The organism is Maribellus comscasis (genome assembly GCF_009762775.1).
GTDB classification, from domain to species: Bacteria; Bacteroidota; Bacteroidia; order Bacteroidales; family Prolixibacteraceae; genus Draconibacterium; species Draconibacterium comscasis.
In genome coordinates this window covers 4714209-4734025 of record NZ_CP046401.1, presented here as the reverse complement: position 1 = coordinate 4734025, position 19817 = coordinate 4714209, and the positions used below count along the sequence as shown (strand labels likewise).

17 protein-coding genes are annotated in these 19817 nt (G+C 39.2%); 10 read left to right on the top strand and 7 right to left on the bottom strand.

From position 1 onward, the window contains the following. Nucleotides 1–3 precede the first annotated feature (3 nt). The 7 genes from GM418_RS18860 to GM418_RS18830 form a co-directional block, all read right to left on the bottom strand. Entirely contained in the window at nt 4–2250 is a 2247-nt protein-coding gene (locus tag GM418_RS18860) for a TonB-dependent receptor (RefSeq protein ID WP_217447524.1), read from the bottom strand. Between the two features lie 182 nt (nt 2251–2432). After that, nucleotides 2433–3170 (bottom strand): uroporphyrinogen-III C-methyltransferase, encoded by a 738-nt coding sequence (gene cobA, locus GM418_RS18855; protein WP_158868795.1) that lies wholly within the window; start codon nt 3168–3170, stop codon nt 2433–2435. After that, nucleotides 3152–3991, bottom strand: a complete 840-nt coding sequence (locus GM418_RS18850) for a Rossmann-fold NAD(P)-binding domain-containing protein (RefSeq protein WP_158868794.1) — start codon at nt 3989–3991, stop codon at nt 3152–3154. Before GM418_RS18850 ends, cobA begins: the two co-directional genes overlap by 19 nt. A 79-nt stretch (nt 3992–4070) precedes the next feature. Continuing rightward, the gene (gene cysI / locus GM418_RS18845) at nt 4071–5771 is read right to left on the bottom strand and encodes an assimilatory sulfite reductase (NADPH) hemoprotein subunit (protein WP_158868793.1); all 1701 of its coding nucleotides are present in this window, start codon (nt 5769–5771) and stop codon (nt 4071–4073) included. 113 nt (nt 5772–5884) lie between these two features. Next, on the bottom strand, nt 5885–7711 hold the full coding sequence (locus GM418_RS18840; RefSeq protein ID WP_158868792.1) for an assimilatory sulfite reductase (NADPH) flavoprotein subunit: 1827 nt from the start codon (nt 7709–7711) through the stop codon (nt 5885–5887). A 1-nt stretch (nt 7712) separates the two neighbouring features. After that, nucleotides 7713–8171 (bottom strand): precorrin-2 dehydrogenase/sirohydrochlorin ferrochelatase family protein, encoded by a 459-nt coding sequence (locus GM418_RS18835; RefSeq protein WP_158868791.1) that lies wholly within the window; start codon nt 8169–8171, stop codon nt 7713–7715. An 11-nt stretch (nt 8172–8182) separates the two neighbouring features. Next, nucleotides 8183–8440, bottom strand: a complete 258-nt coding sequence (locus tag GM418_RS18830) for a DUF2061 domain-containing protein (RefSeq protein WP_217447523.1) — start codon at nt 8438–8440, stop codon at nt 8183–8185. A gap of 769 nt (nt 8441–9209) precedes the next feature. Here GM418_RS18830 and GM418_RS18825 point away from each other — a divergent pair. The 10 genes from GM418_RS18825 (at nt 9210) to GM418_RS18780 (ending at nt 19773) form a co-directional block, all read left to right on the top strand. Further along, nucleotides 9210–11363, top strand: a complete 2154-nt coding sequence (locus GM418_RS18825; RefSeq protein WP_158868790.1) for an elongation factor G — start codon at nt 9210–9212, stop codon at nt 11361–11363. A gap of 200 nt (nt 11364–11563) precedes the next feature. Next, complete coding sequence (locus tag GM418_RS18820) at nt 11564–11926, top strand: DUF1801 domain-containing protein (protein WP_158868789.1); 363 nt, start codon at nt 11564–11566, stop codon at nt 11924–11926. A 98-nt stretch (nt 11927–12024) separates the two neighbouring features. Further along, entirely contained in the window at nt 12025–12591 is a 567-nt protein-coding gene (locus tag GM418_RS18815; protein ID WP_158868788.1) for a Crp/Fnr family transcriptional regulator, read from the top strand. Between the two features lie 60 nt (nt 12592–12651). Beyond that, entirely contained in the window at nt 12652–13104 is a 453-nt protein-coding gene (locus GM418_RS18810; protein ID WP_158868787.1) for a DoxX family protein, read from the top strand. A gap of 11 nt (nt 13105–13115) precedes the next feature. Continuing rightward, nucleotides 13116–13574, top strand: a complete 459-nt coding sequence (locus GM418_RS18805; protein WP_217447522.1) for a class I SAM-dependent methyltransferase — start codon at nt 13116–13118, stop codon at nt 13572–13574. 314 nt (nt 13575–13888) lie between these two features. Further along, nucleotides 13889–14938 (top strand): endonuclease/exonuclease/phosphatase family protein, encoded by a 1050-nt coding sequence (locus GM418_RS18800; RefSeq protein WP_158868786.1) that lies wholly within the window; start codon nt 13889–13891, stop codon nt 14936–14938. Between the two features lie 345 nt (nt 14939–15283). Continuing rightward, the gene (locus tag GM418_RS18795) at nt 15284–16066 is read left to right on the top strand and encodes a LamG domain-containing protein (RefSeq protein WP_217447521.1); all 783 of its coding nucleotides are present in this window, start codon (nt 15284–15286) and stop codon (nt 16064–16066) included. A gap of 101 nt (nt 16067–16167) precedes the next feature. Further along, the gene (locus GM418_RS18790) at nt 16168–17337 is read left to right on the top strand and encodes a Gfo/Idh/MocA family protein (protein ID WP_158868785.1); all 1170 of its coding nucleotides are present in this window, start codon (nt 16168–16170) and stop codon (nt 17335–17337) included. Between the two features lie 45 nt (nt 17338–17382). Continuing rightward, a complete protein-coding gene (gene rpiA, locus GM418_RS18785; protein WP_158868784.1) occupies nt 17383–18057 on the top strand; it encodes a ribose-5-phosphate isomerase RpiA in 675 nt (224 codons plus the stop codon). Between the two features lie 342 nt (nt 18058–18399). After that, nucleotides 18400–19773, top strand: a complete 1374-nt coding sequence (locus GM418_RS18780) for an FAD-dependent oxidoreductase (protein ID WP_217447520.1) — start codon at nt 18400–18402, stop codon at nt 19771–19773. Nucleotides 19774–19817 lie beyond the last annotated feature (44 nt).

Genomic DNA, 19817 nt, shown 5'->3' with positions numbered 1-19817 from the left:
TGGTTAAAATTTGAATTTATAACTTACTGAAGGAACAATTTTAAACAACGAAAATTGCACCGCTTCTGTTTCGCCGGGATTTGTCTCACTTTCTCTAAAATCGATGTAATATGCATTTTCCCGGGCATAAGCATTATATATTGAAAAATTCCAACTCGATTCAAAATTACTGGTTTTCTTCCGAACCCATGTCAGTCCTATATCAAGCCGGTGATAATCGGGCATCCGGTAACCGTTCCTTTCTGTGTAATATTCCACAATCTGGCCATCAATTTCATAACGCCCACTGGGGAATGTAACTGCATTACCGGTGTAATACACCCAGGTAGCTGAAAATTTAAGCCTGTCGTTGATATCATACATTCCAACAATTGAAAAGTCATGGGTGCGATCGTGCCGGGCCGGAAAAGGATCTCCCTGATTTATTTCGTCGAATTGCCGCATTGTTTTCGACCAGGTGTAGCTTAACCAGCCATTTATTCGTCCATAGTTTCGTTTCACGGTTAGCTCCGCTCCATAAGCCCAACCCCTGCCAAATACAAGTTCAGCCTCAACTGTTGAGTTAAAAATGAGATCCGCACTGTTTTTATAATCAATTTGGTTTTTTAAATCCTTGTAATAAATTTCCAGAGAGGACTCAAATTCATTGTTTTTAAAATTTCTGAAATACCCAAGAGAAAACTGATCTGAAATCTGTGGTTTTACGTTATTACTGCTAGGCAACCACAAATCGGTTGGAGTAGCTGTAGTCGAATTGGAAAGCAAATGAAGAAACTGATATATCCGGTTGTAAGAAGCTTTTACCGAACTCTCTGCACCTAACATATAAATTAAACCCAGCCTTGGCTCCAGCCCTCCTTGTGTTTTTACAAATTCAAAATCTTCTTTTTCAATCGTATTCGCCAACGCACCATCATCATCAAATTCATAAAATTCGCCCGGACCAATATTGGAAAATAATGCCAGTCGTAATCCGTAATACAATTTTATTTTTTCAGAAATGGTCTGCTGATTAGAAACATAAGCAGCCCATTCAATGGCCTTTCTTCGTGTTATTTCCAGCGGACTGTAGATAGAACCCGGAGGTACAGAAATTTCACCGGGAAGAATATTGTGATATATCATATTACCGCCATATTTTATCGTATTCCTGACATTCGCGTAGTACGAAAAATCCTGTTTAATATTCCAGTCCTGGATTTCAGAACGAATATCGACATCCAAATCGCGAAGAATATTTATGTTGTATGAATAATTACTAAAAATGACGGATGTATTTGAAAACAATTTTTCGCTAAAATTGTGATTCCAGCGAAAGGTTCCGGTTTTATTTCCCCAGTCAAATCCAAATTCTTCCGCAAATTTAAACTTATCACGTCCAAAATATCCGGAAAGAAAAATCCGGTTGTTTTTATTGATTTTATAATTGGTTTTTAAGTTTAAGTCGTAAAAATAGAGGGTTGAATTATTTACATCTTCGTCGTTTGAAAATACCAAAAACATATCGGCATACGTTCGGCGGCCACTCACAACAAATGAACTTTTATCTTTTATAACCGGCCCTTCCACGGTTAGACCCGATGAAATTAATCCCACATTCCCGGTAACACCGTATTCTTTTTGATTTCCGTCTTTCATTTTTATATCGAATACCGATGAAGCGCGACCGCCGAACTCGACCGGTATTGAACCTTTCATCAGGTTGGCATCTTTTATCGACTCTGAATTAAACACAGAGAAAAAGCCCATCAGGTGCGAAGCGTTGTATACCGGAGCCTCATCAAGCGAGATGAGGTTCTGGTCAATTCCTCCGCCGCGAACGTAAAAGCCGGAACTTCCTTCGCCCGCAGGTTTTACGCCCGCAGTTAACTGTATGGTTTTAAAAACGTCGCGTTCGCCAAAAATAACCGGAATACTCTCAATCCGGCCCGGAATCATTTTTATATTTCCCATATCTACCGAAGAAATATTCCGGTCTGCCCGCTCTCCGGTAACTGTTATATTTCCAATCTCAAAACTCCTTTCTTTCATTTCAACATTCAGGCTCTTGTTTTCATCCAAAACAAGATTAAAAGCCTCGGTTTCATAACCAACAAACTGAACACTTAACTGATATTGTCCCTTTTCCAGGGTAAGAGAATAAAAACCATAAGCATTGGAAGTGGTACCGGTATTTTGCAAATTTTTCACAACAATGGTTGCACCAATCAAGTCTTCACCTGAAGCTGCATCCTTTATATTCCCGCTCAAAACAAATCTCTTCTGCGCTGTCAATGAAAAGCAGACTTCTAAAAAAAGAAACAGAAGAGTGGTAGTCCTGAGCATAGTTTTTTATCAGGCACCAAAAATAAAACAATATTCAGGGGTTTCCCAACAGCTTATGTTATTGGTTTTAATATTTAAGTTTCTTTATGAATTTTTATTCCTGCTTTTTAAATCCCCAGCGCATATTTACCAATGATAACTACCGACGGGGTTTCCGGAGTATTGGTTTCCATAAATGTTTCAATTTCACCTAAATTAGTAGTGTAGCTCTTCTGTGTATTTTGTGAGATTTTACTCAATACCTGTACCGGAACAGATGACGACACACCAGAATCCTGCAATTTCTCAGCGAGTTCGGGCAAACAACTCAATCCCATATAAATTAACACCGGCGACCCCGAACAAATTACATCGGCAACCACATTAATATCCGAGAAGCGATCTTCTTTTCTGCAAGCGGTATAAAACAATACCATGTTACTTTTCTGGCGCTCGGTTAGGGGAATTGAAAATATTGATGCACCTGCTGTAGCGGCTGTTATTCCCGGAATCACTTCATAGTTTAAATTGTTTTCTTTACAAAACCTTATTTCCTCTGCTCCACGGGCAAAAATCATTGGATCACCGGTTTTTAAACGTACAATCTTTTTGTTTTTTTGCGCCCAGAATACTAAATCGTTACAGATCTCTGTTTGCCTTACTTTCTGGTCTTGTCCGTCGTTATGTCGTTTTCCTACAAACTTTTTCACACAACCTGGTTTTACCAAATCGAGTATCGCTCCGCCCATAAGCGCGTCATACAAAACCACGTCAGCTTCTTTGATACGTCTCTCTGCTTTAACAGTCAGTAATTCAGGATCGCCGGGGCCGGCACCTACGATCGATATCAAATGCGATATGTCCATTCTTCCAGCTCTTTTAGATAATCCATTGGACTGGGATACTGAAACTTATAGTCCAGCCTGTTTATCAACTTTTCACTGCTAATCACTTTGTAGTTCTCTGTTCTCTCTGAAAACTCAGGCAGAGGTAATTCACTTATTTTGGCAGCTTTTGTATAAAACTCTTCCTTGGTGGGATGTTCCGGGCTACAGGCATTAAACACTTCGCCCCAAACTCCCTTTTCAATAATCTCAGTAAGAATGTTCACGCAGTCATCCCGGTGTATCAGATTTACCGGCGAACCGGCGGCAATATTTTTTTTACCGGCCATAAAGCGTGCCGGATTACGATTGGCACCAATTAATCCGCCAAAGCGAACCACAGTTGTCTGAACCCCGGAAATAGTTAGCAAAATCTCCTCTGCCTTTAACAAAGCCTGGCCACTTGCTTTCTCCGGATTTCCTTCCTCTCCTTCCCGCACAACTTTGTTTCCCGATTCATAAACCGAAGTGGAAGAGATAAAAATTACTTTTGAAATTTCCATCTTCTGAACCTGCTGCGCTATTTGCGCTATTTGTCTTGGAAAGATATCCGCTACATTTTCGTTTCGTCGGGGCGGAATACAACAAATTAAAACATCGGTGTTAAAAAAGCTATTGTAATCAACTGTTAACGAGTCGGGTTCAACGCGAATATGATAGGTTTGAATTCCTGTAAACTCAAGCTTGGTATAACTTTCAGAAGTAGCAGCAGAACCTTTAACCACATATCCTTTTGACATCAATCTTCTCCCTAAAGCAGTTCCTAACCACCCGCAACCTAATATGGATACTCTTTTTATCATAAAATTCTTTTTGAATAAATAATCCTATTACATTCAACTACGTTTTCAACTTTTTATAAAAATTGAACTAGTTCATTCTTTAGTGCCTGAACTCCTTCCCTTCTTTTATTTCCTTTACATAATTTTTTCGAAGTATAAAATCGCCAAAATGCTCTCCCTTATTTCGCGATTCCGCATAATCTTTGATGATTGGTTCCAATTCCTGTAAAATCTCTTCTTCAGAAATCGTTTCTTTGTATAAGGTATTGAGGCGGGAACCGTTAAAACTTCCACCAAGATAAAGGTTATAGTAACCGGGCGATTTACCAATCAAGCCAATTTCGGCCAGGTATGGGCGGCCACAGCCATTGGGGCAGCCAGTCATTCGGATAACAATTTCCTCTTTATACAGGTTATATTTTTCCAAAATCGTTTCAATTTTTGAAACCAGCGTGGGCAAATAGCGCTCAGCCTCGGCAAATGCCAGTGGGCAGGTTGGCAAAGCCACACATGCGATCGAATTTTTCCGCAAGCCAGAAATTCCGTTGGGAGAGACATCGTGTTTATTAAAAATAGTATTTACCTTCTTTTGTACCTTTTCGGAAACGCCGGCAATAATTAAATTCTGGTTACCGGTAAGAATAAAATTCCCGTCGCTGATTTTTGCGACTTCACGGAGAGCTGTTTTTAGCAGGCGAGTTCCGTCGTCTTTTACACGACCACCTTCCACAAAATAAGTAAGATGCCATTTATTGTCGGTACCTTTTTTCCATCCGAAGTTGTCCCCGGTGCGTGTAAATTTAAAGGCCTTTGCTTTCTCCAACGAAAAACCAAGCCGTTTTTCCACTTCATCAACAAACCAGTCAAGGCCAAGCCTGTCGATTGTATATTTTAAACGTGCCTGTTTCCGGTTTTGGCGATCGCCATTATCGCGTTGTACCAATATCACTTTTTCCGCCACATCGATTACCTGTTCCGGTTTGCAGAAACCAATCACATTTCCTGCTCTGGGGTAAGTTTCAGGCTTTCCAAAAGTAGAGCCCAATCCTCCGCCAACAACGACGTTGTATCCCATAATTTTTTCTTTTTCGATGATGGCAACAAAACCCAAATCCTGCGAAAAAACATCACAGTCGTTTTGCGGCGGAATTACGATTCCTATTTTAAACTTACGCGGCAAATAACGCTCTCCGTAAAGCGGTTCAATTTCTTCCTTGCTGTCGGCCACCAACTTCTTGTCAAGCCAGATTTCGTGGTAAGCACCCGTTTGAGGTAATAAATGCCCTCCTACTTTTTTTGCCAGTTCAATAATTTCCGGGTAAAATGGAGACTCGGCCGGATTTGCATGACACATTACATTTCGGTTTACATCGCCACATGCAGCGATGGTATCCAGCAAACGATCGTTAATTTTCTGAATCGTTCCTTTCAAATTCTTTTTAAACACACCATGCAACTGAAACGTTTGACGGGTTGTTAGCTTTAATGTTCCGTTGGCAAACTCGTTGGAAACGGCATCCATTTGCAACCATTGCTGCGGAGTAACTGTTCCTCCCGGCATACGCACGCGGATTAAAAACGAATACAACGGCTCCAGTTTTTGCTGTTTTCGCTCTTTGTCGGTGTCCCGATCGGTTTGCTGATAAATGCCGTGAAATTTGGATACCTGCGTATCATCTGCGTGTATTGCGCCAGTAATTGGATCAGCCAGACTTTCCAGCAAAGTTCCCCGCAGATAATTACTGTCGAATTTTATTTTCTCAACTTCAGATAATTCTTCCCATTTAATCGATTCACTCATGATTAACTCTTTAGGTTATAAAATCAAAAAACTTCCGGTGATTTACCCGAATAAAAAAAATGACATTCAGAGTAAAAAGTAGTTTTCAGGTAAATCCGGATAATTAGTAGTTGTTAATATACATCGGTTTGAAACCGTTTTTCTTTTTTTAATTGTTTTAAATATTTTTCAGCTTGTTCTTCACTTACACCACCTTCTGTTCGAATTATTTCGAGGAAAGTTCTTGTTACATCATTAGCCATATTTTTTCGGTCTCCACAGAGATAAAAATGTGCCCCGTTATCCATCCAGTTAAAAATCTCCTTCCGATTCTCTTTTAACTTATGCTGCACATAAATTTTCTCTTCCTGATCGCGTGAAAAAGCTACATCCATTCTTTCCAGAAGTTTCTTTTCCAACAGCTTCTGCCATTCTGTTTGGTACAAAAAATCGGACTGAAACCGGCGATCGCCAAAAAACAACCAAGTATTTCCCTTCATTCCCAAACTTTCACGCTGTTGCATAAATGCACGGTAAGGAGCGATTCCGGTTCCCGCCCCAACCATAATAATTCGGGCACCGTTAGCCGGCAATCTGAAACCCGGATTTTTTTCTATATAAATCGGAATTTTATCATCCTGGTCAATAAAATCAGCCAAATTGGATGAACAGGCACCAAAACGTTGCCGTTTCTTCCTTTCAAAATTTACGACCGAAACAGTAATATGAACCTCGTCGCCAACACTTTCCATACTTGAAGAAATGGAATACAAACGCGGAGGAAGTGGTCGCAAAATTTCAATCAGTTTGTTTACGTTCCAGTCGAACGGGAAATCTTCGAGTAGGTCAAGCAAGTCGCATCCGTAAAGATATTCGTCAAGCTTTTTGTCATCTTCCAGAATTATTTTGAGTTCCGGATTTTTTGTCCTCTCATAATATTTCTGTAATGCATCAAATGTCATTACAGTAATTTCGTAATGGTAGGTGAGTGCATTTAACAAGGATACCTCTTCTTCTCCAAAAGCAATGTTTTTCTCCGGGTCGAATCCGCATTTTTGAATAATATCGTCAACCAATTCCGGTGGATTTTTAGTAAACACACCAACAGAATCTCCAGGCTCGTATATTAATCCTGACTCTTCAAGCGAAAGTTCAAGATGATACACTTCCTTGTCGGAACCATTACCGGTAATTCGAACTTTATCGAGCACCATTGCACCAAAAGGATTCTTTTTAGAAAATTCTGAAACCGGAACTTTGGTGGTTGGAGGCGAAGTAATAACAGTGGTCTCTTCAACTGCCGTTTCAACTTTTGTTGTTGTTTCGGAAGGTGTTAAGTTGATAAGCAGGTTATTCATCCATACTTCCGCAGTGGCTTCGTAATCAACATCGCACCTGGCCAGCGGTGTAGCAGGAAAGCCACCATTCTTTTTTAAGGCATTATAAATCTCTTCACCCGTTTGGCAAAAGTTTCGGTAAGTTTTATCGCCCAATGCCAGGACAGAGAAGCTCAAGTTTTCGAGCTTGGGAAGACGTTTCCCTGTAACAAATTTATGAAACTCTTCCGCCATATCAGGTGGTTCTCCTTCGCCGTGAGTACTAACTATAATTGCAACATTTTCTTCATCTTTTAATTTTTTAGGATCATAATCGTACATATCTACCACATTAACAGCCACATTTTTAAAACTTGCTTTTTCAGCCAGTTTTTGAGCTACCTCTTCGGCATTTCCCGTTTCGGTACCAAACAGAATGGTGAGATTTGCCACTGTTGTAGTTTCCTTTACAGCCTCGGTAAGTACTGATGTTACCTCAACAGGACTTCCGTTTCCATTTAGTCCGGCCAGTCGTCCGTCTAAAAAACCGTTCAGCCAAATTATCTGTTCGGCTGTTACATCTTTCACCAATTCATTTAAAGCAATTTTCTGCTTTTCACTTAATGGATTCGATTTTAAACTCATTTTAGTTTTTATGAAAATTATCTGTTAGAAATTCACTGATTTTATTTCGAAGCCGAATCGACTCATATACATCTTCGCCATTTGAAGCAACAGCAACCGTCATTTTACCATTTTTATATATGGCCGGCGAAACAAACTGGCACAGTTCAGGTTTGTCGTGAATATTTACCAAAACCCCCATTTTTTCTCCATCTGAAAGAATCTGTTTATCCAGTTCATAATTATTGGTACAGGAATACAACATCAAATATCCTGTCAAATACTTTTTTTGGTATGCAGTTTCAAAATACTTTATTCCGCTTTGTTTTATTTCATCTGAAACATCGATGGCTAACACCTCAACCTCTGCTCCAAAACGCTGTAGTATTTTTAACTTTTTAAAGGCGCTTTCTCCGCCTCCGACAATTAAAATTTTTTGCCCTTCAATATTGATGGAAATTGGCAGAAAATTCTTCTTCATTGTTGTATTTATTAAATTTCGTATTCAACGGGCACTTCTTTAACCCTGCCGAAGTTGCTTTTATTCCAGGCTCTTTCGTGTAAAAAGTAAAGTGCCATTTTAGTAAACAACTCAACCCCGCCAATGGTTATGGCAAAATTCACATTTCCCACAATTATCCACGAAATTATTATGGTATCAATAGTTCCTATCGTTCGCCACGAAATAGTTTTTACAATGCTCCGGCTCTTTTTCTCCCTTATTTTTTCACTGCTCCGATTCTTATTCACAACCATAAATTTTCAAGATAAAGTCTACTTATTTTTATATTTTCTTCCAACCTCAGTTATTTTTAAGGTTTAAACATTCACCCCTGTAAAAACAAAAAGCCCCTCTGCTGTTTGCAGAAGGGCAATAAATCTTAACTAATTATATACTCTCAAATTTTAATTTCCTTCCGCATAAAATGAATATGACAACACATACACATCATACATGCCATCGGATTCAATTTTATTTCAGAAGAATACTGCTTCATTTTTTTATGACTTTTATCACATTGCAAATGTAAATGAATATTTTTCTTTTCAAACAATTTTTTAAAACTTTTTTTATTCAGTCTAAATAAAACATATAAAAAGCTGATTAATTGTATAAATACTTCTTGCTTTCTTTTTATACGATCAATTAACATCATATTTATTCAACAGCCTCAAAAGAAACAAATCAATCATCTGAATATAAGAACATTAACTCAACATCAGCCTATTAGCGAAAACATTTAAACAACTGAATTATAATTGCTTAAAGAAAACAGTAAAAAAAATATAGTTGTATAACATTAACTCGCAAATTCATGGAACTTGATTGTTAATAAATTATTACTAATTTTGGTGACCTTTTTTATAAAACTTCCGAAAAACGGGAAAGGAAAATGGGAAAAATTCACTTTACAAAGAAGTAAATTTTCATGCCGGAAATGATTAAAAAATTTGGATAGAAATACAGTATTAACAAATAATCTGTAAATATTTAAAATATTAACTAAAACATATACACGTGAAAGTTTATAAAACAAATCAAATCAGAAACATTGCACTGTTGGGTAATGCTGGCAGTGGGAAAACCACCCTTGCTGAAGCTATGCTTTTCGAGGGTGGAGTGATTAACAGAAAAGGTGAGGTAACGGCAAAAAATACCGTTTCGGATTATACCGATATTGAACACGATTATGGCAACTCAGTACTGCCAACTTTATTATATACAGAAAAAAATGGTGTGAAAATCAATATTCTCGACACTCCGGGAATGGATGATTTATGTGGTGGTGTTGTTTCTTCGTTAAATGTAACCGACCTGAGTTTAATGTTAGTTAATGCGACTAACGGTGTTGAAGCAGGTACCGAAGCTGCAGGCCGTCATGCCGAAGCAATGAACTCTCCGATGGTTTTTGTTTTTAACCAGCTTGATCACGACAATTCAAATTTTGATGCTGCGCTCGACCAGTGCAAAGCAACTTTTGGAAACAAAGTAACCATCGTACAATACCCGGTTGATGCCGGTCCAAGTTTTTCTTCCGTTATCGATGTATTGAAAATGAAAATGTACAAATACAACGATAAAGGCGAAGTAGAAATTCTGGATATTCCGGATTCGGAAATGGAAAAAGCAGAAGAACTGCACAACGAACTGGTTGAGATGGCTGCCGAGAATGAAGAAGCTTTAATGGAACTGTATTTTGACAAGGGCAGTTTAACTGAAGACGAGATGCGCAAAGGCATGAAACTGGGAATGCTGCAACGCGATTTGTATCCGGTATTTTGTACTACAGCCAAAAAAGGTATCGGTGCAGGCCGCCTGCTCGAATTCATTGCCAATATAGCTCCCGCACCAAACGAAAGAGAAATGCGGAATGTAGTTAGCGGCAAAGCTGTTAAAATGGAAGAATCGGAACCTCCAAGTTTATTTGTTTTTAAAACTACTGTTGAATCTCACGTTGGTGAAATTACCTATTTCAAAGTAATGTCCGGAAAAATTAGTGAAGGACTCGACTTAATCAACAGCAAATCAGGAAACAAGGAACGTTTATCGCAAGTATTTGTTGCGGCCGGTAAAAACCGTGAAAAGGTAGATGAGCTGGTTGCCGGCGATTTAGGTTGTACCGTTAAATTAAAGGAAACCAAATTTAACCAAACGCTTACAACAAAAGAAGCTGATACAAAATTTGAACCGATAACTTTCCCTTCATCAAGACATACCGTGGCAGTAAAAGCCGTAAACGATTCCGATGATGAAAAAGTAGGTGAAGTTTTGAATAAACTAAAATATGAAGATCCTACATTTATTATTGATTATTCAAAGGAATTAAAACAGTTGCTGGTTCACTGTCAGGGAGAATACCACACCAATGTATTAAAATGGTATTTTGACAATGTACATAAGATTGAAGTAAATTATCTTCAACCCAAAATTCCATACCGCGAAACCATTACCAAAGCGGCTCAGGCTGACTACCGCCATAAAAAACAATCGGGTGGTGCAGGGCAGTTTGGGGAAGTCCACCTGGTTATTGAACCCTATGAAGATGGTAGCGAACCAAAATCAATGTTCAAATTTGGCGACAAAGAACAGAAACTCTCCGTTCGTGCCGTTGAAGAGCACAAACTTTCATGGGGTGGTAAATTGATTTACTGTAACTGTATTGTTGGTGGTTCAATCGATGCCCGTTTTATGCCGGCCATCCTGAAAGGGATTATGGAAAAAATGGAAGAAGGCCCGCTTACCGGTTCCTATGCCCGCGATATCCGTGTATATGTTTACGATGGTAAAATGCACCCGGTAGACTCAAACGAGATTTCGTTTAAACTTGCCGGTCGTAATGCATTTAGTATGGCTTTTAAAAACGCCGGGCCTAAAATCCTGGAGCCAATTTACGATTTGAATGTATGGGTTCCTTCAGACAGAATGGGGGATGTAATGAGTGACCTGCAGGGACGCCGTGCCATGATTATGGGAATGGGCTCTGAAAAAGGAATGGAAAAAATTACCGCAAAAGTTCCGTTAAAAGAGATGAATAAATACACCACTTCGTTAAGTTCAATTACCGGAGGACGAGGAGTATTTGACATCAGTTTCGACGGGTACGAAAAAGTTCCTGCTGATGTTCAGGATGAACTGTTAAAAGCTTACGAAGCTGAGCAGGAAGAAGAATAGACCATTTTCTAATCCATTTTACTATAAACTAGATGAAGGCCCCGGTTTTTGAACCGGGGTTTTCTTTCTTATAGCCAATCTAAAACACAAAAAAAGAATTCAACTCCTGCAGAAAATTTGTTTCATCCTTTCCGGAAACAAAAACCAAACAAAACCTTTCATTGATTTTTAAGATGATTTAGAGTAACTTGAAAACCATAATGAAAGCATTAGACAATTTTTATTTAAGTAGTGAAGAGCCAAACCGAAGTTGTTTGCTGGCTTTGCGGAATATCATTCTCCAACAGGATAACAATGTAACCGAAACAAAAAAATATGGCATGCCGTGTTTTTGTTACAGAAAAAAAATGTTCTGTTACCTCTGGACAGACAAAAAAACACATGAACCTTATATGCTTATGGTAGAAGGAAAACATCTCAATCACCCTCGGCTGGAAACCGGAAATCGATCAAGAATGAAAATTTTCAGGGTAAATCCAAACAAAGACCTCCCCCTGAATACAATTGAAACCATTTTAAACCAGGCTTTGAATTTATACAGAAACGGGATTATAAAAATATAATAACCAGGTTTTACAGTAGCTTAGCAACCTTTTATGCCAAAAACAGATGATACTGTTGCAGTACTTTTCATTTCAAATGCACAAATAAAAGTGAGCTTATGAACCAAATAAGAAAATACCTGCAGAATTTTGTTGAAATGACAGGCCATGACTGGGAGTTTTTTAGTTCCAAGCTAATCAAAAAGACCTTTACAAAAAAAGGTATCATTTTAAAACAGAGCGACGTAGAAAAGTATTTGTCTTTTGTTGAAAACAGAGTCGTACGATTTTATATTTCGGAAACAAGCAGTGACCTGACTTTTGGATTCGTATTCCAAAATGATTTTGTAAGTGCTTATGATTCCTTTTTAAGCCAACAACCGTGTCCTTACCAGGTTGAAACCATTACACAAACCACCTTGTACAGGATACACTATCAGGATTTGCAGAAAGTTTATGAAACCACCAGCATGGGAAACGAATTGGGCAGACGGAATGCAGAAAGGCTTTTTCTGATAAAATCAAACCGCGAAATCTCTTTGCTAAACAGAACGGCCGAAGAACGTTACCTCGACCTCTTTTCTTCCCACCCCGAACTTATCAAACAAATTCCGTTAAAATACATTGCATCATATATTGGAATCACTCCGCAGGCTTTAAGCAGAATACGAAAGAGAATTTCTTAACCCTGGTTCATTGTTTTACTTATCAATTCAGTGCAACTTTGCAAACAAAGACTTTTAGCTATGAAACCATTTGTTGTGCTGCTTAGTGTATTTATTATATCGGTTTTGGGAACAAAGGTATTCCGTGGAAATTTTGAATTTGCTCTTCCGGGCCGAATTGCGATGTCTGCAATGCTTGTTTTTACGGCAATGGGGCATTTTGTTTTTACAAAAGGGATGTCGATGATGCTTCCTTCATTTATTCCATTCAAAACGGAACTGGTTTACCTGACAGGAGTTATCGAGATTGTCGCCGCTTTCGGACTTTTTCTCCCTGCATTCAGAGTATTGACAGGATGGTTGCTTATCGCTTTTTTCCTGCTTATTCTGCCGGCGAATGTGTACGCAGCCATTAATCATATCGACTACCAGAAAGGAACATTTCAGGGAAACGGCCCCATTTATTTGTGGTTTAGAATTCCGTTACAAATTTTATTTATACTTTGGATTTACTTTTTTGCGATAAAAAGTTAAACATCCTAAAAATGATCAAAAACAGCTCAACCGGAGTCACAAAGCGATTTACTTCCAAAGGTATATTTCCCTATCAAATGGCATTTACACTTCTTATCCCGTTACGAAACATTTTTCTCTCACCTGGTCAGCTAATAAGGAGACTTGAGTTAAAAGCAGACTCGTCGGTACTGGAAGTAGGCCCCGGTCCCGGTTATTTTAGTTTAAAGGTGGCAGGATTTCTTCAACACGGGAAATTGGTGCTGGCTGATATTCAAAAGGAAATGCTCGCCCTCGCCCAAAAGCGCCTTGATAAAAAGGGAATTAAAAATACGGAGTACTATCTATGTAATGGAAATAAGTTTGCTTTTAGCGACAATTCCTTTAACCGAATTTTTATGGTGACCGTAATTGGTGAGGTTGAGAACAAAGAAACTTACATCCGGAAATTTTGTCGATTTCAGAATTGGCAGGTGATCCCGACAAACTAAAAAGCAACGATGTAAAAGCCTTGTGCCGGAATGCCGGTTTCAAATTTTATAAAATCTATGGTAACGAAAAGAACTATACCATCAATTTTAAAAATAGTCACACCGCCGGGAAACTCTTTTATTGAAGAGAAACTTTCAATTTCTGCTTCAAAATTTTTGCTCTTAATAAATTGATTCCCCAATTATTTGTTGTAATTTAAATAGGATATCATTTTATTTTAAAACAATGACACAGCTCTCATTATTCTTGTTTATCAGAAAAATAAACAAAACACAAATGGCTTTCTTTTCAAATAAACCAAAAAAACAAAAAAATGGCTGAAATAAAATTTGCTCTATGGAATGCTGAATGGTTTAATGAATTATTTACGGGGAATCCACCGGAATTTAAATCCTATTATGAGAAGGGTTACATGACCAAAGAAATTATCGGTCACAGAATCCGGGATTTAACCGGTGTTATTAACGACATTGATTCCGATATCTGGGTTCTTGTAGAAGGTCCAAATCAAAGTTCTGAACTTCAACTCTTTTTTGATCAGGCTGATATTAAAGGCAACTGGCAATGTGTAGTGCAGCCCACCGGTGCCCAAAGTGTTGGGTTGGCCGTAAGAACCGACAAAGGGCTGTTTGCCGATCCTCCTTTTGATTGGTTTGATATATCATCAGCAGCAGAAGCGGAAACCTTAAAAAAAGCCACCAATGAATTTACGATGGACACCGATGGCGACGGTATTGAAGAAGTGCATAAATTTGAACGAAAACCATTGTATGCATCAATAAATTTGTCTGACGGAAAAAAATTCAGAATCATCGGTCTGCATTTGAAAAGCAAAGGAATTTTTGATGCCCTGGAATGGTCGAAATGGTGGGCCAAAGCCGATGGCAACAGGAAAAAGATAGTTGCCCAGTGCCACCAGCTTCGCACAAATTTTTTAAATGACTATTTAAGCAACGATAACACCAAAAATATTCCTTTGATTGTTTGTGGCGACATCAACGACGGACCAGGTTTCGATGCCAGTGAAATGAAAATAAATGCAAGTGGAATTGAACGCCTGATGGGCTCCATATGGCAACCTGAATTGTGCCTGGGTAATGCTATTTTTGATACGCTTGATGACAAGAAAAAAAATGACCTCGATTTTTCATCATTGTACACTGTAAGTTTTGCAGATCCGATTTTTAATTATTCATATATTAATTCGTGGATTGACCACATTTTGTACAGCCGGATAAACCATTGGGTGAGTGGCGCCAAAATCAACTTTAATACAAATAGCGGAAATCCGATTTATAAAGACTTCCCCACAGCTTCGGATCACAAGCCTGTAACTTGTACAATTCATACCGACGCATTTTGATAAAGTTTCGTTTTGGCTCTTCATCAAAGGAAAAATGAAAGAACTATGCTACTTTTTTTACAACAAGATCTAAAATCGTATTCTTGCACACATAGCGTAATATATCGTTTTACCAAAATGTGTTTTAATTAAGCCAAAGCTCAAACAACATTAATTCCCTAAGTTTTCTGCGGAAAACTTATCTTTACCACTGTTCACACCGAACGATAAATGGTGGGATAATAAGTGTCAAAAAATAATAATCTTTATATCGTGGCTAACTTCAACAGCGTCTTCTATCAGCTTGGAATAATAATTTTCGTCTCCTTCCTTTTCAACTTGGAGACCGCGGGACAAAACAAAAAATTGATTGACAATATTAAATCAACAAAAGGGTTCACGGCCCTGTGGCAATTTGATGAAAAACCGGGGAGAGCGAAAAAAGCCGTTGGGAAAGGTAAATTTCCTTTAAAAGAAAAAAACGGCAAAATAAGGCGAGTAAACGAGGGGCCGGTTTCCGGCTACGCCATAGAACTTGACGGAAACCATTTTTTAAGTCTGTCCCATTCAAAAACAAAAGCTTTAAATATTTATGGTAAAAACCGAGGGGTAACAGTAATTGCCTGGGTAAAATGGACCGGCGAGCAAACCGGATTTGTAGGAGGAATGTGGAATGAATATGCTGAAGGGGGGAAACGACAATACGGATTGTTTGTGTCGTTGCCCTACTACAACGGTGGCGATCAGGTTTGCGGACATATTTCCAAATCAGGAAAACCAACTCCACCTTTCCCCTACTCTATTGATTACTCGGCCAGTGCGCAAAAGATTCCGGTAAACGAGTGGAGCTGTATCGCTTTCACCTACGACGGAGAATACATAAAATCATACCTGAATGGCGAATATACAACCCGCGAGCCGGAACTAATCGACCATACCAAAGGTTTTGAAGGTTACCCGGAAGGACTGATACAGAGTAAAAATCCCTATTATTTTCCGGATGGTATGGGAAACAATGGTTCTGACTTTACTGTTGGTTCCGTTCTTTTAAAAAAAGGAATGGGTAACTTTTACAAAGGATTAATCGGCGGCTTGGCAGTTTTCGACCGAGCGCTTACCTCAGCAGAAATAAAAAAGTTGCTTCAGTAAAATTTTATTTTACCCGGCTTTCATGCTGTTTCATTGATTTATCTTTTATTTTCGTATAAATTTTAAAAACATAAACCAACAACTTAAAACAATATAAACTTATGGAACTTAACAGAAGAAAATTTCTGCAAAAGTCGATAGCTTCCGCAACCGGAGTTACAGCTGCTGCTTTTTTGCCTGGTGAATTATTGGGTCGAAGCCTCCACAGTACCAATCGCCCTGAGGAAATTATTTTGAAAGCGAAAGATCGCCCTGCGCCTAAAGAATCCATTCGCTTTTCGGTAATTGGCCTTAACCATGGCCATATTTACGGAATGGTAAGTGCACTTATTGGTGGTGGTGGAGAGCTGGTCTCGGTGTATTCACGTGAACCGGAGTTACTCCCTCCGTTTACAAGGCGTTTTCCCGATGTAAAAGTTGCCAAAAACGAAGAAGAAATCCTTGAAGACAGTTCCATTCAGCTTGTTGCCAGTGCCGGCATTCCGGCTGAAAGAGCGCCGCTGGGCATCCGGGTGATGAAATCAGGCAAAGATTATATGGCTGATAAACCAGGTATTGTCACTTTTAAACAATTTAATGAAGTAAAAAAAATACAAAAAGAAACCCAACGCATTTACTCTATCATGTACAGCGAACGCCTGGGGAACCCGGCGTCAGTAAAAGCCGGCGAACTGGTTCAGGCGGGCGCCATTGGGAAAGTGATTCAAACCATTGGTCTGGGACCACACCGGATGCGCCCGGAGTCGCGCCCTGACTGGTTTTTTTATCCTGAAAAAGCAGGTGGTATTTTATGTGATATTGGCTCACACCAATGCGACCAGTTTTTGTTTTACACCCAATCTCAACAAGCTGAAGTTCCGCTTTCTCAGCTGGGAAATTTTGGCAACTCACAGTATCCTCAGTATATGGATTTTGGAGATATGAATGTCCGTAGCCCACATGCTACCGGCTACATTCGTATCGACTGGTTTACTCCGGAGGGACTGGATACCTGGGGCGATGGACGAACATTTATTCTTGGCACAGAGGGCTATATTGAAATGCGAAAGTATATTGACATCGCCGGTCGTGAAGGCGGAAACCATCTCTTTTTGGTTAATCAGAAAGAGACCAAATATTACAATTGTTCCGAAGTAAATATGCCGTATGGAGAACAACTGGTAAACGATGTGGTTAACCGAACCGAAACGGCAATGACACAGGATCATTGTCTTCTTGCTACTGAGCTGGCCTTAACTGCGCAAAAAAATGCTTACATATTAAAAGGTTAATTCTATTTTTGCAAAAAATTTTTATTAATCAGACAATTCGGTTGAATGAATTACGAAAAAGAAAAAGAACTAGCCTCCGCTGAATCTGTAAAGTTGGTAAAAGATGGAATGGTAGTCGGACTTGGCTCAGGGTCGACTGCTGCATATATGGTAAAAGAACTGGGGAAAAGAGTCGCTTCCGGCCTATCAATTGTTGGCGTTCCTTCTTCAGAAAATACCAGGCTCCTGGCTATTGAAAATGGAATTCCGCTAAAAGAATTTGGAGAGATTAAAAAAATTGACATTAATATCGACGGAGCGGACGAGTTTGATCCTTATTTGCGATTGATCAAAGGAGGTGGCGGAGCGCTCCTTCGCGAAAAAATTCTGGCGCACAATTCAAAAGTTAATATCATTATTGCAGATTCAGGGAAACAGGTAAAGCGGCTGGGTGCTTTTAAACTGCCGGTAGAGGTTATTCCCTTTGCTGCATCAAAAATTAAAGAAGAGCTGACACTGTTAAACCTAAGTCCTGTATTGCGAAAAGTGGACGGCTCTGTTTTTGTTACTGACGAGCAAAACTATATTCTGGACATCGATATTTCCAATCAAACCAACCTAACAAACCTGGAGATCAAACTAAAAAGTATTCCCGGGTTGGTGGAAACCGGTTTATTTATTGAAACTACAAGTAAAGTTATAATGGGAGTCGTAGACAAAACTGTTGTCCTGCAAAAATAGATTTATTCGGGGCTTAGTCCACTTGTTAAGGTCAAAATCTATCTGTTACAGCAACTGAAATTATAACTCTATTGTAATGAGACACTATACTGAACTGTATAGTAATCGCAGTAACATAAAAAAACTGACGTCCACTGAAGCCAGCAGAGATGAGAACATAGGGTCAACGATACAAAATATCGGTTGAATTAAATAAACATGAAAAAAGTTAAGAATCTCTTTTTTGAAATAAAACCCATAAACCACAAAGACTAAACCAATAAACTTTTCTAAAGCAGACCAATTCCGCCCATATTTGTTAGCTTTGGAAAACCAATATTTTACCTAAATCAACTGACAAAAATGACAGAAATCAAACGCAGGCAAATGATAAAAAACATGGGAGCGCTTTCCGTTGGAATCGCTTCAGCACCGTTTGCCAAAGCAGAACCCCCGACAAAAATAAAATCGGAAAATAAAATTAACTGCGATATTTTGGTCATTGGTGGCGGAACTGCCGGCACCATCGCCGCGATTCAGGCAGCAAGATGCGGAGCCAAAACCATACTGATTGAAAGCGGCAGTCAACTGGGCGGAACAATTACTACCGGAGGAGTTGCTTTTCCCGGCTTATTTCACGCCTGGGGGAAACAAATTGTTGGCGGCATTGGTTGGGAAATAGTGAGTGAATGTATAAAAATGAACGGCGACCAAATGCCCAATTTCAATGTTATAATAAACAACACCACTGTACGACACTGGCGCCACCAGGTAGCAATAAACAGTGCCTTATATGTATTACTTGCCGAAGAAAAATGTATTGATGCCGACGTAGATATCCGCTATTACGAGAGTCCGGTTGCTGTGGAATTCAAAAAGAACAACTGGGTTGTAGAAACTGCGGGAAAAGGAAGCAACACACAAATTAAGTGTAATCAGATAATTGACTGTACCGGAAATGCGCTCATTACTTCAATGGTGGGATGTAAAGTGTTACGCGAAAAAGAAACACAACCAGGTTCCTTACTTTTTGCCTTGGAGGGCTACGATTACTCTAAACTTAATCTTGACAAAATTCCAAAACGATACCACAATTTGCTGCGGCAAAATATGCTCGTCAATTCAGAAAAAGAAGAAACTCCCAATAATTTCCCAACAACTTCCCCATACAATTATGTTTATGTCCCGGAGGCAGATTCCACCAGTTCAGTAACACACACCGATGCAAACATCAGGGGAAGAAAAGAATTGTTAAAAGTATTACGCGAGTTAAAAACTTTTCCCGGGTGTGAAAACATCAGAATCGCAAGCCTAAAAACAGAGACTGCAGTTAGGGAAACGTATCGGATTTCCGGACTTTACAAGATAACACACGACGATTATATAAACGGAGTTGATTTTGAAGATGCTGTTTCCTATTCGTTTTACCCGGTGGATTTGCACAGGGAAGGAAAAACCATTCATCAGGAATATCTGGAAAACGGTGCGGTGGGAAAGATTCCTTTGAGAGCCTTAATTCCAAAAAGCAGTAAAAATCTGATTGTCGCCGGCCGTTGTGTAAGCAGTGACCGAATGGCAAACTCCGCGCTGCGGGTACAGGCTTCCTGTATGGGAATGGGACAAGCTGCTGCTGTAACAGCCTTCTTAGCCCATAAAATGAATGTTTCGCCGGAAGAAGTTCCGGCAACAGAAGTTCGCAGTGAATTGGCAAAACATGGAGCGATTGTGCCGGAGTAGTTAAAATTGCCCCAAACACAAAATATGTTGATTATTCATAATTT